The 14,210-nt window shown below is 69.7% G+C and carries 17 protein-coding genes; 8 read left to right on the top strand and 9 right to left on the bottom strand.

All coding sequences use genetic code 11. The features are described from left to right. Window position 1: 1 nt before the first annotated feature. Window positions 2-1,552 carry a hypothetical protein gene (locus tag NL115_RS15120; RefSeq protein ID WP_254830173.1) on the bottom strand — a complete coding sequence of 517 codons (1,551 nt, stop codon included), beginning with the start codon at window positions 1,550-1,552 and terminating at the stop codon, window positions 2-4. 83 nt (window positions 1,553-1,635) lie between these two features. Here NL115_RS15120 and mobA point away from each other — a divergent pair, with 83 nt between their 5' ends. Continuing rightward, entirely contained in the window at window positions 1,636-2,283 is a 648-nt protein-coding gene (gene mobA / locus NL115_RS15115) for a molybdenum cofactor guanylyltransferase (RefSeq protein WP_254830172.1), read from the top strand. Between the two features lie 22 nt (window positions 2,284-2,305). Here mobA and NL115_RS15110 read toward each other — a convergent pair whose 3' ends face one another. The 3 genes from NL115_RS15110 to NL115_RS15100 form a co-directional block, all read right to left on the bottom strand. Continuing rightward, on the bottom strand, window positions 2,306-2,482 hold the full coding sequence (locus NL115_RS15110; RefSeq protein ID WP_254830171.1) for a hypothetical protein: 177 nt from the start codon (window positions 2,480-2,482) through the stop codon (window positions 2,306-2,308). Window positions 2,483-2,546: 64 nt separating this feature from the next. After that, window positions 2,547-3,293: a selenium cofactor biosynthesis protein YqeC gene (yqeC, locus tag NL115_RS15105; protein WP_254830170.1), complete on the bottom strand. Its 747-nt coding sequence runs from the start codon at window positions 3,291-3,293 to the stop codon at window positions 2,547-2,549. Between the two features lie 65 nt (window positions 3,294-3,358). Beyond that, the gene (locus NL115_RS15100; protein ID WP_254830169.1) at window positions 3,359-3,658 is read right to left on the bottom strand and encodes a DUF7968 family protein; all 300 of its coding nucleotides are present in this window, start codon (window positions 3,656-3,658) and stop codon (window positions 3,359-3,361) included. Window positions 3,659-3,780: 122 nt separating this feature from the next. Between NL115_RS15100 and NL115_RS15095 the strand changes: the two genes are divergently transcribed. From NL115_RS15095 to NL115_RS15085, 3 genes are all read left to right on the top strand, one after another. Beyond that, complete coding sequence (locus NL115_RS15095; RefSeq protein ID WP_254830168.1) at window positions 3,781-4,701, top strand: haloalkane dehalogenase; 921 nt, start codon at window positions 3,781-3,783, stop codon at window positions 4,699-4,701. Window positions 4,702-4,768: 67 nt separating this feature from the next. Then, window positions 4,769-5,035 (top strand): MTH865 family protein, encoded by a 267-nt coding sequence (locus tag NL115_RS15090; RefSeq protein WP_254830167.1) that lies wholly within the window; start codon window positions 4,769-4,771, stop codon window positions 5,033-5,035. A 78-nt stretch (window positions 5,036-5,113) separates the two neighbouring features. Continuing rightward, window positions 5,114-5,407, top strand: coding sequence for a hypothetical protein (locus tag NL115_RS15085; protein WP_254830166.1), 294 nt, complete (start codon window positions 5,114-5,116; stop codon window positions 5,405-5,407). Between the two features lie 16 nt (window positions 5,408-5,423). On the opposite strand, the gene NL115_RS15080 is transcribed toward NL115_RS15085, so the two are convergent. From NL115_RS15080 to NL115_RS15070, 3 genes are all read right to left on the bottom strand, one after another. Next, window positions 5,424-5,885 carry a hypothetical protein gene (locus NL115_RS15080; protein WP_254830165.1) on the bottom strand — a complete coding sequence of 154 codons (462 nt, stop codon included), beginning with the start codon at window positions 5,883-5,885 and terminating at the stop codon, window positions 5,424-5,426. A gap of 137 nt (window positions 5,886-6,022) precedes the next feature. Beyond that, window positions 6,023-6,700, bottom strand: a complete 678-nt coding sequence (locus tag NL115_RS15075) for a 2-phosphosulfolactate phosphatase (RefSeq protein ID WP_254830164.1) — start codon at window positions 6,698-6,700, stop codon at window positions 6,023-6,025. Beyond that, on the bottom strand, window positions 6,697-7,758 hold the full coding sequence (locus NL115_RS15070) for a phosphotransferase family protein (RefSeq protein WP_254830163.1): 1,062 nt from the start codon (window positions 7,756-7,758) through the stop codon (window positions 6,697-6,699). The genes NL115_RS15075 and NL115_RS15070 overlap by 4 nt, the downstream gene beginning before the upstream one ends. Before the next feature lie 82 nt (window positions 7,759-7,840). Here NL115_RS15070 and NL115_RS15065 point away from each other — a divergent pair, with 82 nt between their 5' ends. After that, complete coding sequence (locus tag NL115_RS15065) at window positions 7,841-9,088, top strand: acyl-CoA dehydrogenase family protein (protein ID WP_254830162.1); 1,248 nt, start codon at window positions 7,841-7,843, stop codon at window positions 9,086-9,088. 732 nt (window positions 9,089-9,820) lie between these two features. Here the strand turns inward: NL115_RS15065 and NL115_RS15060 are convergent. Continuing rightward, window positions 9,821-10,303, bottom strand: a complete 483-nt coding sequence (locus tag NL115_RS15060; RefSeq protein ID WP_254830161.1) for a GNAT family N-acetyltransferase — start codon at window positions 10,301-10,303, stop codon at window positions 9,821-9,823. Between the two features lie 208 nt (window positions 10,304-10,511). On the opposite strand from NL115_RS15060, the gene NL115_RS15055 reads away from it, so the two are divergent. The 3 genes from NL115_RS15055 to NL115_RS15045 all read left to right on the top strand — a co-directional run bounded on the left by NL115_RS15055 (window position 10,512) and on the right by NL115_RS15045 (window position 13,228). Continuing rightward, complete coding sequence (locus tag NL115_RS15055) at window positions 10,512-11,777, top strand: DUF502 domain-containing protein (protein ID WP_254830160.1); 1,266 nt, start codon at window positions 10,512-10,514, stop codon at window positions 11,775-11,777. Then, entirely contained in the window at window positions 11,774-12,184 is a 411-nt protein-coding gene (locus NL115_RS15050; protein ID WP_254830159.1) for an archease, read from the top strand. Before NL115_RS15055 ends, NL115_RS15050 begins: the two co-directional genes overlap by 4 nt. 75 nt (window positions 12,185-12,259) lie before the next feature. Continuing rightward, window positions 12,260-13,228, top strand: coding sequence for a metal-dependent hydrolase (locus tag NL115_RS15045; protein ID WP_254830158.1), 969 nt, complete (start codon window positions 12,260-12,262; stop codon window positions 13,226-13,228). Between the two features lie 90 nt (window positions 13,229-13,318). On the opposite strand, the gene NL115_RS15040 is transcribed toward NL115_RS15045, so the two are convergent. Further along, window positions 13,319-14,107, bottom strand: a complete 789-nt coding sequence (locus NL115_RS15040; RefSeq protein ID WP_254830157.1) for a helix-turn-helix transcriptional regulator — start codon at window positions 14,105-14,107, stop codon at window positions 13,319-13,321. Window positions 14,108-14,210 lie beyond the last annotated feature (103 nt).

Below are 14,210 nucleotides of genomic sequence, written 5' to 3'. Positions count from 1 at the left end.
CTCAGTCGGTGTCGCCAGCGTCGTCATCGGCATCCGGGTCGGGCGCGAACCGGGCCGAGACCCGGTAGGCCACGTACCCGACCAGCGTGACGCCGGTCCCCCAGACGAGCACCAGGGTCACCGCTTCGATGCTATCCGGGATACCGCGCCCGGCGACGTACCCGACGGCGAGCAGCCACGGCGCCACGAGTATCAGCGACACCAGCAGCCGGCTGGGACGCTCGCTCTCGGCCGCGCGCCGCGCCAGCCACCCGAGGCCGAGCGTCCCCGCGATGGGGAGGACCCCCCCAGTGACGAACAGCAGTCCAGCTACCGGCCCGCCGCCAGCCGCCGCGGCGACGACGGTGAGGAGCGACACGGCGACGACCACGCCGGCGACCGGCGCCAGCCACGGCTCGATGCCGGCGCGGAGGCCCGCTAGCGTCGGGAGCCGTCGACCGCTCCCGGTGGCATCGGCAGACCCATCGGGGGCGGGACCGCTCTCGTCCGTGCCGCTCCCGGCACCGCCGGCACGCCACAGCAGTGCGAGCGCGACCAGCAGCACGAGGCCGACACCCACGAGCCCGAGCGGGCCGAGGAAGAGGGCGAACGGCCCCAGCGTCAGCAGGAGCGCCAGCAGCAACGCGCCGATGGCGTACCGGGTGCCGCTGGCCTCCCCGGCCCGGATGCCACTCAGGAGGAGGCCGAGCTGGAGCGTCGGGAGGAGCGCGACCCAGAACGAGTCCGGGACGACCCAGCCGAGTCGGTCCGCCGTCAGCGTCGCGTGGGCGGCGAGCGTGCCCGTGCTCCCCTCCGGCGCGAACACCAGGTTCGTATCCGCCGGAAGCGACCGGAGGACGACCCGGTCGTCGTAGACGGTGGCGTCGTCCGGGGCGACGACGGGGCGTGTCCCGGGCGGCGCGTGGACGACGAGCCGGTCGGTCGCGAGCGTGTACGTGAACCCGTCGTTGCCTGGGTGAGGGTTCCGCCCGTCCCGGACGTTGAAGCGGTCGACCAGCACGGTGCCACCGGGTCCACGCCCCACGAGCGGCGGCGTCTCCGCGGCGTCGACGCCGGGGATGCCCGCTACCCGGAAGTCGACGACGAGGCTGTCTGTCTCCGTCCCGACGGAGAGGTCGCGCGCCTCGAACGCTGCCACGGGGTAGGTCGGGCGGCCATCGGGCCCCTGGTACCGGGGTGTCGGGGTCGGTGACGGACCATCCGGTCCACCGGAATCGGCATCCCTCGCCGCCAGGACGGCCCGGCGAACTGCCTCGCGGCGGGAGGCGTTCGTTCGGAACGCCTCGGCCGCGTCGAGGCCGACCCGCGTCCGGGCCTCCACGCGCGGCTCGTCGCCGGACGCCGGCACGAGATAGAGGTGTGTGACGCTGTCACCGGTCGTCGCGTTCGATGGGAGGCCGCGTACCGCGCCGTTGTCGCTGCAGCCGTAGCAGACCTCGGGAGCGGGCTGTGGGCTGCCACACCCTGCGAGCGCCAGGAGGAGGACGACACCGCCGAGCAGCAGACGTCGCCGTGACCCCCACCGACCGGTAGCGTCTCCGCTCGGGGACATGATTGGGGCTACGAGGCGTCCGGCAAGTGTCTTGTCCGTCCCGGGACGCTGCGGTTTTGCCGCGGGCGCCCGTATCTCGCCGCATGGCGACAGAGACCGCCGGTGACGGGACAACGGACCGGACGGCCGTGGTTCTCGGCGGCGGCCGCGCCACCCGCTTCGAGGGCGGCGACAAACTGCTCGCGGACCTCGCGGGCGAGCCGCTACTCCGTCGGACCGTCGCCCGGCTCGTCCCCGCCGTGGAGACGGTCGTCGTCAACTGCCGGGCCGACCAGCGCGACGCGTTCGCGGCCGCACTCGACGGCCTCGACGCCGACATCGCGTTCGCCGTCGACCCCGACCCCGATGCCGGGCCGATGGCCGGTATCCGGACGGGCCTTCGCGCGGTCCCGACCGAGTTCGCCGTCGTCGTCGCCGGGGACATGCCGTTCGTCGACGGCTCGCTCGTCCGGTACCTGTTCGACCGGGCGGCCGGACACGACGCCGCCGTCCCACGCATCGGGGAGTGGTTCCAGACGACGCAGGCAGTCTACCGCGCCGAGGCGATGGCCGACGCCTGCGACCGCGCACTCGACCGGGGTGCGTCGAAGATCCTCGCACCGCTCGAGGACCTGGACTGGACCGTGGTCGAGGAGTCGATGCTCCGTACGAACGGCTGGCGCGACAGCTTCGAGAACGTCAACACGCGCGAGGAGCTGACCGCCGCCGAGGCGCGGTTCCACGGGGAGTGATGGCGCGAGCGACGCTCGGGCCTCACTCCGGCTCGACCGCCACGACCGTCTCGGCACCGCACTCCGGGCACGTGTCGTGGTCGGTGTGGAACTGCTCCTCACAGGTCCGACATCGGTAGTCGGCCTGCTGCTCGGCGACATCCTTCGCGGTCTGGGAGAACTGTTCGACCTGTCGACCGACCTTGTTGAAGAAGCCCATCAGTTGTCCCACCGGAGACGGAGCAGCCGGATAAGCGTTCTCGCCGAACGGCTCCGTCGCGGGCTCACTCGAACGTCGCGACGACCCGCGCCTCGTCCATCCGGGCGGAGACGACGCGGTCGACGCGGTCGCTGCGCGCGAGGACGCCCGCCGCAATCTCCTCTGCGGTCGCCCGGAGCGCGTCGTCGTCGACCATGTTGACCAGGGCGACGACCATCGCATCGTCGGGCACGTTCCGGAGGCCGCCGTCGGGGCTCGCGAGGACCGCAGCCACGTCGTCCGTCGTCAGTGTCGCCCCAACCTCGCGACCAGTGACCGCAGCCACCCGCTCGGGCCGGTGGACGTGCTCCTCGTCCAGCGGTTCGCCGACGACGCGGGCGCTCGCGATGGGGACGACCGTATCCACCGTCGTCGGGACGACGGGTTCGTGGTCGGCCGGGGCCTTCAGCCAGCGCGAGCGCGCACCGTCGGCCTTGACGAGGGTCGCGTCGACGCCCCGGTCGGCCGCGACGCGCGCGACATCGGCGACCGTCCGGGCGTCGTACCCCTCGTAGCGCACGTCGTCGGCCCACCCGGGAGCGAGGCCGAGCGGCCACTCGTCCGGCGTGTCGCCGGCGCCGCGCACAGCCGCGACTGGGTCGTCGGTCTCGACCAGCCGGCCCACAGCCTCGGGGAACGCGGGGATGCGGGTGGTCGCGGTGACGACCGCGCGGTCCAGCCGGTCGGCGAGCGTGTAGAGGGTGGTCTTCTTGCCGCCCGCCCCGACGACGCAGACGAGGCCGTCGACGGCCAGCGCCTCGACGAGGTCCATACCCGAACTGTGGGCGGCCGGGAGAAAGGCGTGCCGTTGCCGGACGGGTCACCGGCGGCCCGGTGTCACCCGGTCGGCTCGACCACGAGGTCGGTCGACTCCTCGACCCGCGACCCGCCGTCGATGGCCGCGACTCGCAGAGTCACGTCCCGGGGGGACCCACAGCCACAGGAGACGAACTCGTCGAAGGTCTCGCCCCCGGTCACGGTGTCGTGGCGCCGCCGGAACGACGCGAGGAAGGTCTCGTCGGTCACGCCCTCGAGGACCCAGTCGCGCACGTCAGCGGGGTACTCGCGTTCGTCGTAGGTGAGGCGGACGCACGTTGCGATACCCGTCGCCTCGGCCGTGTCGGTCGACTCGCTCATGGCTGGAGCGTACGGGTGGGCGCGTAGTGACCGTGACGCGGTCGTGCGCGAGAGTCGAACAACGTTAAGCTATGGGCGCCCAGAACCGAACACCTTTGTCGGTGGCGGGCACGCGGCCGGACATGGCAACCGAACCAGTCAGCACTCCCGAGGACGCGTTCGCGGACATCCCGGACTACGACTACGACCCACACTACACCACCATCGAGGGCGCACCGGGCGAGCCCGAGATGGCGTACGTGGACACGGACCCCGACGGCGACGCGGAGGAGACGTTCCTCTGTCTCCACGGTGAGCCGACCTGGGGCTTCCTCTACCGGCAGATGATTCCCACGCTCGCCGAGCGGGGCCGTGTGGTCGTCCCCGACGCGCTCGGCTTCGGTCGCTCCGACAAGTACACCGAGCGCGAGGACTACGACTACCGACTCCACTACGACGCGCTCGAGGAGTTCCTCGAGACGCTCGACCTGACCGACGTGACCCTCGTGTGCCAGGACTGGGGCGGCATCGTCGGGCTCCCCGTGGCCATGAACAACCAGGAGCGGTTCGCGCGCATCGTCCCGATGAACACGGACTGTCCCACGGGCGAAGCGGAGATGGCCGACGAGTGGTACGAATTCCGGAACTTCGTCGAGCGCGTCGACGAGCTCCCCATCGGGATGCTCATCCAGAACGCCACCGCGACCGAGTTGAGCGACCCGGAACTGGCGGCGTACGAGGCCCCCTACCCCGAGGAGGACATGAAGGCCGGCGCGCGCGAGTGGCCGGACATGGTGCCGCGCGCCGACGGCGGCGACGGCGGCGACATCACGAGCGACGCCCGCGAGAAACTCGGCGAGTGGGAGAAACCCGCGTTCGTCCTGTTCGCGGATTCGGACCCCATCACGCGGGGCGCCCGCGACCCGCTCCGGGAGCTGATTCCCACCGCCGACGAGCAACCCGACACCTGGGTCGAGGGCGCGATGCACTTCCTCCAGGAGGACGCCGGCCCCACCATCGCCGAGGAGATCGTGGACTTCGTGGACCGGACGCCGCGCGAGTAGCCGCCGGGACTCCCTCGACTCTCGAAACCCCGCTGTGCCTTTTTGACGTGTCGCCACGCGTACCGCCATGGCCACCCAGCAACCCGCGGCGGAGATGCGACAGCAGTTGACCGAGGTGTTCGGTCGGGCAGAGTACCCCGTGACGGAGCCGTTCGAACTCATCCCGCTGCTGCCGGACGGCCCGGCCACGACGTTCGAGGCCGGCGGTGTCACCATCAGCGCGATGGACCTCGGGATGGGCTACGCGGAGTACCAGGAGTACCCGTACGAGAGCGCCGAGGCGCTGGTCGCGGATCTGATGACTGGACTCCGGGACGACGGCCGGTTCGAGTGACATCGCCCTGCGGAGCCGGCGGTGTCGGGTCCGAATCGGCTACCAACGCTTTTGCCGCCGCCTGTGGAACGTGACCACATGGCAGATGAAGGACACTTCGATACCCGTGTCGAGACCGACCGGTGGGAGTCGTTCACCCGACTGACCTTCTCGTACTTCGCGGACCAGGAGTACGCCGTCGAGCGGACGTTCAACCAGAAGCTTGGCGAGCTCAAGCTCGTGTTCAAAGACGAGGACCGCGGCGAGCGGGCCGTGTTCATCTACAAAGGGAGCCCACCGGACATGGCCCGAGAGAGCCTCCAGACCATGCAGCGGGTGTTCGAGGGGTCGATGGATGCGGCGACGTTCTGGCGAGAGATGCTCGGCCGGTAGCGCTTCGACCGGCGCGTCAGGACATCTCCCCGGTCCATTCCTTCCGGAAGGTCCCCGTCCCACAGTTCGGACACGCCTCGTCGACGAGTTCCTCCGCCGCGTAGACTGCATCGCTCCCACAGTCTCGGCACTCGCGCTCGTCGGATTCGACATCGAGTCCGAACTGTGCCAGGCACTCCGTGCAGACGCAGTTCGAGTTGAACCCGGTTCTGTCCTCCTTCTCCTCGCTCGGGGGGGCCCGTCCGAGAACGCGCCGAACGGTCTCTGCTTCCATCGGGTGACGACACGTGACACGCGTGTACGTGTCGGCGTCTATCTCTTCGGTGGGCTTGCCACAGGCGAAACAGTGGTCCTTCGAGCGGTGGACCTCCGCTCCACAGGACGGACAGACCTCGGCTTCCACGTACATCATCCCACCCCATCCGGACGGCATCTCGAAGTCACACTGATCGCAGTGATACTCGTGGACTCGGGGCACACGCCGGCATGATACGTGTAATCGTGATAACGATTTCTCCGGGAGCCCCAGGTCGGATGTCGACCGCCCCCCCGTAATCCGGGTCGGCCACCGGCCGTCGACTGGCGGCCCCTGGCGGGGGGCGGACGCTCCGGGTCCTACTGACCGGCCGACACGAACACCCCGTCTCGCAGCCGCGGCACCACGCCCGTCGAGTCGAACGCACAGAGCGCGTCGACCTCGTGCTCGAAGCCCATCTCGCAGAGCCACTGTGCCGTCCCCGTCTCGCGGATGCGCTCGGCGAGGTCGTCGGCATCGGGCGGCGAGCCGTCGAGGTGGCCCGCGATGCGGTCGACGCCGGCCACGTCCTCCCCGACCACCTCACCCTGCCGACCCGCCGCGACGAGCCAGGTCTCCTCGTGGTCGGCGACGGCCTCGGCGACGGCCGCCGCGTTCACCGTCGTCCCGACGTAGATGTCGCGGTCGTGGCCGATGCGGTCCATCGCGCGGGTCCCGTTCGAGGAGAGTAGGCCCACCGGCCGGCCCTCCACGGGGTAGTCCGCCACCAGCGACGGGAGTGGTGAGCCGTCGAACCCCTCGACGGAGTCCCCGCCCTGCTCGCCGACGAGGAAGGCGTCCGTCTCGGCTTTGAACTCGCGCGCAGCGTCGGCGTCGGCGAACGGCCGGACGTAGTCGGCACCCGCCTCCAGCAGGCGGACCACCGTGGTCGAGGAGATGATGACGTCGACCACGACGAAGGCCGAATCCGGTGCCGGGTCCGGGAGGTCCTCCTGCCGGTCGACGCGCCGGACGGTCGGCTCCATCGACGTGGTCACAGCGGCTGGTCCCCCTCGATGATGGCGACGCCCTGCTCGGCCAGCGCCGGGACGCCGTCCTCCATCATCGCGTAGAACGTGCTGTCGCTGTTGCCCATCAGGTACCGGGCGTAGAACATCTCGCCCAGCGCCGCCATCTTGTAGACCGCCAGCACGCGGTAGAAGCGCTGGTTCGTGACCTCGATGCCGGTCTGCTGTTCGTAGCGGTCCACGAGGTCGCGCCGGCTCGGGTAGTCGTCGTTCGTGAGGAAAACCGGCGCGACTGTCTGCATGATGGTCGGGAGCGAGTCGGAGGACTCGAGCCAGAAGAACAGCAGCCACCCGAGGTCACAGAGCGGGTCGCCCAGCGTGCTCATCTCCCAGTCCAGCACGCCCGTCAGCTCGGGCTCGTCGGCGGGCCCGAAGATGACGTTGTCGAGCTTGTAGTCGCCGTGGACCAGCGTGTGCTCGTGGGTCTCGGGCGCGTTGTCGTCGAGCCAGTCGCCGATACGCCGCAGTTCGGGCACCTCGCGTTCTGCCTCGGTCTCCTCGAACGCCCACTCGATCTGGTCGGTCCAGCGCTCGACCTGGCGCTCGGTGAACCCCTTGGGCCGGCCGAAGTCGCCGAGGCCGACGGCCTCGTGGTCGACGGTGTGGATGGCCGCGAGCGTGTCGACCATCTCCTCGCCGATGCGCCGGCGCGCGTCCGGGTTCGCGAAGCGGTCGGGCTCGCTGAACCGGAGCACGTCGCCGGGCAGTCGCTCCATCACGTAGAACGGACAGCCCATGATGTCCGTGTCCTCGGAGGCTGCGACCGTCCGCGGGACCGGCACGTCGGTGTCCTGCAGGGCGTCGACGACCTCGAACTCCCGGAGGACATCGTGGGCGGTGTCGGCGGTCTCGCCCGGCGGCGGCCGCCGGACCACGAGGTCTGTGTCGCCGTACTCGACGAACAGCGTCTCGTTCGAGAACCCCTGGTCGTGTCGCTCCACGTCGAAGGCGTCGGGCTCGGTGTCGAGGTGGCCCGCGAGGAACTCGCGGAGACGGGCCGGCTCGACGAGGTCGCCTGTCGCTACCATACACACCAACCGGCTTTCCGACGGTAAAAGCCCCGCTCTTTAGCGACACCATCGTTAACGAGGTGGGGCTGCTCCGGGGTGCATGGACGTCAGCTACGACGATTCCGAGCGGGGTCGCGAGGTCGCCGCACGCACCCGCGAGTTCGTGGACGAGGTCGTACTCCCCGAGGAACGGGCGCTCCTGGGCCAGCGCGACGAGCGCAGCGCCGCCGACCGACAGGAGGAGGCCGAATCGCTCATCGACGACCTGCGCGAGGCCGCCCGCGAGCACGACGTGTACGGCCCGCAGATTCCCGAGGCGTACGGCGGCCTCGGGATGGAGTTCGACGACCTCCTGCCCGTGTTCGAGGAGGCGGGCCGCTCCATCCTCGCGATGCGCGCGATGCACGTCGCCGCGCCCGACGAGGGCAACATCCACATCCTCGACGAGGCCGGCACCGAGGCCCAGAAGGAGGAGTACCTCCGGCCGCTCGCCAACGCCGAGATAACCTCGGGCTTCTCGATGACCGAGCCGCTGGACGGCTCGGGAAGCGACCCCAAATCCATCCGCACGACCGCCGAGAAGGACGGCGACGAGTGGGTCATCGACGGCCACAAGTGGTGGACCACGCAGGGGAGCGACGCGGACTTCCTCATCGTCGTCGCCCGCACGAACCAGGATGCGCACCCGTACATGGGCGTCTCGCTGTTCATCGTCGACGCGGACGCCGACGGCGTCGAACTCGTCCGGGACGTGCCCCACATGGGCGAGGCGGGGATGGCACACTCGGAAATCAAGTACGATGGCGTGCGCGTGCCCGAGGAGAACCTCCTCGGGACGAAGGACGCCGGCTTCGCCATCGCCCAGCAGCGGCTGGGCCCCGCGCGGCTCACCCACTGCATGCGCTTCGTCGGGATGGCCGACCGCTCGCTCGACATCGCGACGGCGTACATGCACGAGCGCGAGGCGTTCGGCGAACCGCTCGCGGAGAAGCAGGCGCTCCGGTTCGACATCGCCGAGGCCGAGACGCGCCTCCACGCGGTACGGACGATGGTCCGCCACGCCGCCCGGCAGATAGCTGCAGGCGAGCAGGCCCGGACGGAAGTCGCGATGACCAAGACCTTCGCCGCCGGCGTCGTCCAGGATGTCATCGACGACTGCGTGCAGGTCTGTGGCGGCAACGGCATCGGGAAGGACCTCCCGCTTGCGGACTTCTACGAGAACGTCCGCTGCTTCCGCATCATCGACGGCGCCGACGAGGTCCACAAGCGCTCCATCGCGCGACGCGCGCTCGACCCCGACGACGTGGTCAGCGAGGAGGTCGAACACATCACGCGCTACGAGGGGTAGGAACTGGGTGGCGATTTGTGGCCTTCCGACGGCAGCGATGGTAACGAAGCCCTCGCGCTCTGTCACGACGACAACCTCTACGAAGCTCTCGCGCTCTGTCACGACGACAACCTCTACGAAGCCCTCGCGCTCTCGACTCGGGGGCCTCGCTGCGCTCCTCGCGCTCGCTTCGCTCGCGCTGTGGTGCTTGCGTCGTCCGCCTTCGTCGAGACCGCTCGCCCTTCGAGTCCGCCAGGGACATCGTCCGTGTCACGGGCGCTGTGGCCCTGCCCGTCCCCAGGTCGCGCGGGCTTCGGCGCGAGGCCTCAGCCACGCGCTCCCGGCCAGAGAGTGGTTGCCCGGCGGGCCGGTTCCGGGTCCAGGAAGCGCGCTCGCGCCACACCGGTGAACCCGCGACCGAAGGGAGCGTGGTGAGCCGACCCGGCGCGAGCGCGGGGAGGTGTGGGGACACGAACACTCCGCTGGAACCACCACGCGCAGACGCTCGGCCCAACCAGCAACAGGGCGGGACTGAAAGGGACCGTCCGGCTGGCCGGCCTCGCCGACCAGCCGGGCGGGGGCTTTCTACACGGTTCCGTCGCGGCTGTCGCCGCTGTCACTGGGAGAGCGGGCGGGAGCTCCCGACAGGATTATCCGCTGGCACCGAGGATAATCGTGTAATACCGCATATAAAAACCTTATATTTTAAATTTGTGTGAAACTCGAACTATATTCGAGTCAATCAGATTTTTGCTACCGCCGAACTAGGTTCGACAGCCGCTCGGTCAGCCCCCCATCCCCGAGTCGGAGGTAGTAGGCGTCGCCGCGGTCCTCGTAGTAGTTGTCGACGCGGCGCTCTATCTCGAAGCCGACGTGCTGGTAGAAGTCGATGGCCTCCTGGTTGGTGGCCCGGGCGTGGCAGGTCACCGAGGAGTGGTCGTCGGCGACTGCCGCGACGAGCTGTTCGCCGAAGCCCTCGCCCTGCCAGTCCGGGTCGACCGCGAGGAAGAGCACGTACCCATCGCGGCGGGTGGCGGCGAACCCGACGAGTTCCTCGTCCGGCCCGGACGCGATGAGGGCGTACACCGTCGACCGGCGGTAGGCGTCGGTGAAGAACCCACGGCGCTGCTTGAGCACGCCGTGTCGAGCGCGGATGCGCTCTTTCAGCTCCCACGCGTCCCCCGAGAGGTCGTCCTTGCCAGGGCCGACGACACGGAGCTCGATATTGACGCTCACTACCACCGACATACGTTCCTGACCGGATATAATTCCACCGCCAGCACGGGCTGTCCCGAGAGGCCACTCGGGGACACTGCCCGGGGCGGTCCAGTGGGGTCCCGCGGGCGGACGGTCGGTCGGGCCACCGCCAGACGGCCACGCCGGGCGGTGAGGGAGCGACCCAGGGCCACAACCCCTTAGGTGCGTGGCCCCGCAGTCGGCAGCAATGAGCGCGCTCGACCCCGACGACGCAGAGATCGTCGGGCGGCGGCAGTCACCCAGGGAGCTGCTCCGGAAGTCACTCGTCACCGGCGCGGCCATCATCCTCCCGCTGGCCGTCACGCTGCTGGTCCTCAGCTTCGTCGTCAACTTCCTCTCGAACGCCCTGAGCCCCATCTCGCAGACGGCCGTCTCGCAACTCCCCTTCAACAACGAGAACATCGTCCGGGCCATCACGGTGCTGGTGCTGCTGGCCGTGATGCTGGTGGTCGGGTTCCTCGCGGAGTTCACCGAAGGCGGCTCCTCGGTCGGCGACCGGTTCGACCACTTCATGGAGTCCATCCCGGGCATCGGCTCGGTCTACACCAGCTTCAACGAGATGTCCGAGCTCCTGCTCGACTCGGACACGGAGTCGTTCCAGGACGTGAAGCTGGTCCAGTACCCCGTCGAGGGGTCGTACACGGTCGCGTTCAAGACCGCCGACACCCCGGCCACGCTCGAATCCGACACCGGCCACGACGAGATGATAACCCTGTTCATGCCGATGGCCCCGAACCCCGTCATGGGCGGGTTCGTCATCCACGTCTCCACCGACCGGGTCGTGGACACGGACATGACCGTCGAGGAGGGCATCCGCAGCATCGTCACCAGCGGGGTCGCCATCGGCGAGACCAGCCCGACGATGCGGGGCCTGAGCGAGGAGCAACTCGAGGAGCTGGGCCGCCTGCGCCGCGTCGAGGACGGCAGCCAGCCCGAATCCACCGGCTCCGTCGACACCAGCCCGAGCAAACAGGCCCAGTACGAGCGCGACGTGGCCCCGGAGTTCTCCGACACGCCGGGCAAGATCGAACGACGCACCGAGGGAGCCTCCGGCGACGAGAGCACCCCCGACGACCTGGAGCGCGGCGAGGGCTCCATCGGCGACACCGCCGGGACCCCGGCGGAGGCCAGCCGTGCCGACGAGCGGACCCGCGGGACGACCCCCGAGCCGCCGGCCGAGCGGACCGGGCACCGCCGGCGGGATACCACGGGGGCCGCCGACGTGCCCGACGATATCGCCGACGACAGGGACGCCGGCGACGACCCCGGCGGGAGCGACGACCGGAACGGAGGTGGCGCCGGCGAGGGGAAGACGACCGAAGGAGACACCGGGGGAGAGGAGGCGACCGAAGGTGGCACCGACGGGGACGCCGACGGTGGTGAGAGCGAAAGCGAGAGCGACGAGGTGTTCCCGACCGACAGCGACGAGTGGACCGTCGAGGAGGACCCGTGAGCTTCGAACTCCGCGACCACACCGCCGACGTGGCGGTGGCGGCCGAGGGCGAGAGCCTGGGCGAGACGTTCGCCGCGGTCGCCGACGGGCTCGCCGCCGCGATGTGCGACGAGGTGCCGTCCGGCGGCGAGCAGTACCCTGTCGGCGTCCACAGTGAGGGCAAGGAGTCGCTCCTGTTCGACTACCTGGACGACCTCATCTACCAGCGCGACATCGAGCACGTCCTCCCCGTCGACAACTCCTGCGAGGTGTTCTTCAAGCGCGGCAAGTGGGTATTGCGTGGGGCGTTCCGCGGCGTGCCGCTCGACCGCGTGAGTGCCCGCGAGGTGAAAGCGGTCACCTACTCGGATATGCGGGTCGAGCGGACCGCCGCCGGCTACGAGGCGTACGTCGTGCTGGACGTCTGAGTGCCCGACGGCGAACGCGGAGGCGAGCCACGGCGGCCGCGTTGCTTATTTCGCCACGCGTCGTAGCGCGGGTCGATGTTCGTGGGCCACGGACTGCTGGCGTTCGCGCTGGTCGCGGCGCTCGCACGCGCACGCGGCTGGTCGACCGAGCGTGCGCTCTCGCTTGGCCTGCTCGCGGGTGCGTTCGGCCTCGCACCCGACGTCGACATCCTCTACGCACCCGTCGGGCTCCTCGGGGCGAGTAGTCCGCTCGACGCCGCGGCGGGCTTCTGGATGGCCGGCAACGAGGTCCACCGCGCGGTGACCCACTCGCTGGTCGTCGCCGCCGTCGCGAGTCTCGCCGCCGGCGCCTGGGCGACCGGCACCCGACGGGGGCGCCTGGGGGCGACCCTGGTGGTCGCCGGACTCGTCACCGTCGCGTTCCTCGTCTCTGGGGTGCTGGGGGCGGTCGTGCTGGCCGCGTTCGGCGTGGCCATGCTCGGCCTCGCACGGGTCGGGCGGGTCCGCCTCCGTCACGCACCCGTCGCCGTCGCGGCCGCGGCGGCGGCCGGAACGCTCACGCACCCGTTCGGCGACCTGTTCACCGGCGAGCCGCCCGCGCTGACCTACCCGTTCGACGTGACGCTCCTCACCGAGCGCGTTGCGCTCTCGCCGGACCCGACGCTCCACCTCCTCGGAGCACTGTTCGTCGAACTCGGGACCGCCTGGCTTGCGGCGCTCGTGCTGGTGTGGCTCCGCGACGACGCGCTCCCGACATGGCCCGCACCAGGGGCGCTCGCCGCGCGTATCGACCGCCGGGCCGGCCTCGGGCTGGGGTACGCCGGCGCGGCCGCCCTCGTTCCGGCACCGACGCTCGATGTCTCCTACCACTTCGTCTTCCCGCTGCTCGGGGTCGGCCTCCTCGTGACGGCCGCCTCGGCCATCCGAGAGGTCCGTACCGCTCCGGACCGCTGGCACGGGGCCGAGCGGGCGGCGCTCTCGGGGCTCGCGGCCGTCACGCTCGCAGCCGTCGCGTACACGGTTGGCTACCTGCTGCTGGGTTGAGGCAACTGGATGGACACCCCGACTGCCAACGATGCAGCGTCGGGGACGGGCAGTCCTCGGGCAGCCGGTGGCCGACGAGCAGAGGCGAGTTCAGGGAAGCGTATCCAGACGCTCGCTTTCGGCTCGGATGTCCGAGTACCGTTGTTCCAGCCAGCGGGTGGCGTCTGGGTCTCCAGTCACGATACATCCGAGGAGTTCCCGCTCCGTGGAGTGAACGATGACAGCACCTTCCGCTCCCGATTCGGTGTCGACGACGACGAGTGAGTAGTCGGGCCCGTCCGTCGTCTCGTAGCCCGTGAACTTCTCCAGTTGTGACAGCGTCTCGACCTCGTCGGGGACATCGGAGCGCAGTTCCCTGACCAGTTCCCGGTCGAAGATGATCTCGACGTCGAATTCCGCCGAGAGCCGCGTCGCCAGTTCGATACCACGCGGGTTCGTGAACGTCGGCACGTACACTCGCACCTGCCCGCTGGCGCGCTCCAGCAGTGCCTCGATGGCATGGTAGGGCTCGTACGGGCTCGAACCCCTGGGCACACTCACCTCTGCGTCCGCCAGTACCTTCGGGGAGAACTCCGCATCCAGCGGGAACGAGGCGAGCAACTGCCGATGCGTCAGGATGTCCGCAACCCCTCGTACGTACGTATCGTACTGCTCGGCCAGGAGCGAACCGACGACGGTCGCCTGACAGCCGTCCGGAGCGTCGTCGACCAGTCCCGCATCCGTGAGCGCCGTGATGGTCCGGTTGACCGTCGATCGGGAGTAGTCGAGTTCCTCCGCTATCGTCCGCTTCCGTACTCGCTCACCGTCCAGGAGCCTGAGAACGTCGATCCGCTTCGCGACGAGGTCGAGTACCGCTTCGACGTCCGAATCCGACGACATACTCGTGCCTACACGATGGGTCGGTCTTTTATTTGCTCATGTCGTGAGCAGGTTTCCAGCCAGTAGTAATATCTCGCCTGTCCCGGCGTTAGGTGACAGAGAT

Origin of the sequence: Haloglomus salinum (assembly GCF_024298825.1) — an archaeon.
Lineage (GTDB): Archaea > Halobacteriota > Halobacteria > Halobacteriales > Haloarculaceae > Haloglomus > Haloglomus salinum.
This window is presented reverse-complemented; position numbering and strand designations above follow the sequence as displayed.

Excerpts from the sequence above, each read along its gene's own strand:
- NL115_RS15120 (WP_254830173.1), bottom strand. The coding sequence starts at position 1,552 with ATGTCCCCGAGCGGAGACGCTACCGGTCGGTGGGGGTCACGGCGACGT.
- mobA (WP_254830172.1), top strand. The coding sequence starts at position 1,636 with ATGGCGACAGAGACCGCCGGTGACGGGACAACGGACCGGACGGCCGTG.
- NL115_RS15110 (WP_254830171.1), bottom strand. The coding sequence starts at position 2,482 with ATGGGCTTCTTCAACAAGGTCGGTCGACAGGTCGAACAGTTCTCCCAG.
- yqeC (WP_254830170.1), bottom strand. The coding sequence starts at position 3,293 with ATGGACCTCGTCGAGGCGCTGGCCGTCGACGGCCTCGTCTGCGTCGTC.
- NL115_RS15100 (WP_254830169.1), bottom strand. The coding sequence starts at position 3,658 with ATGAGCGAGTCGACCGACACGGCCGAGGCGACGGGTATCGCAACGTGC.
- NL115_RS15095 (WP_254830168.1), top strand. The coding sequence starts at position 3,781 with ATGGCAACCGAACCAGTCAGCACTCCCGAGGACGCGTTCGCGGACATC.
- NL115_RS15090 (WP_254830167.1), top strand. The coding sequence starts at position 4,769 with ATGGCCACCCAGCAACCCGCGGCGGAGATGCGACAGCAGTTGACCGAG.
- NL115_RS15085 (WP_254830166.1), top strand. The coding sequence starts at position 5,114 with ATGGCAGATGAAGGACACTTCGATACCCGTGTCGAGACCGACCGGTGG.
- NL115_RS15070 (WP_254830163.1), bottom strand. The coding sequence starts at position 7,758 with ATGGTAGCGACAGGCGACCTCGTCGAGCCGGCCCGTCTCCGCGAGTTC.
- NL115_RS15065 (WP_254830162.1), top strand. The coding sequence starts at position 7,841 with ATGGACGTCAGCTACGACGATTCCGAGCGGGGTCGCGAGGTCGCCGCA.
- NL115_RS15055 (WP_254830160.1), top strand. The coding sequence starts at position 10,512 with ATGAGCGCGCTCGACCCCGACGACGCAGAGATCGTCGGGCGGCGGCAG.
- NL115_RS15045 (WP_254830158.1), top strand. The coding sequence starts at position 12,260 with ATGTTCGTGGGCCACGGACTGCTGGCGTTCGCGCTGGTCGCGGCGCTC.
- NL115_RS15040 (WP_254830157.1), bottom strand. The coding sequence starts at position 14,107 with ATGTCGTCGGATTCGGACGTCGAAGCGGTACTCGACCTCGTCGCGAAG.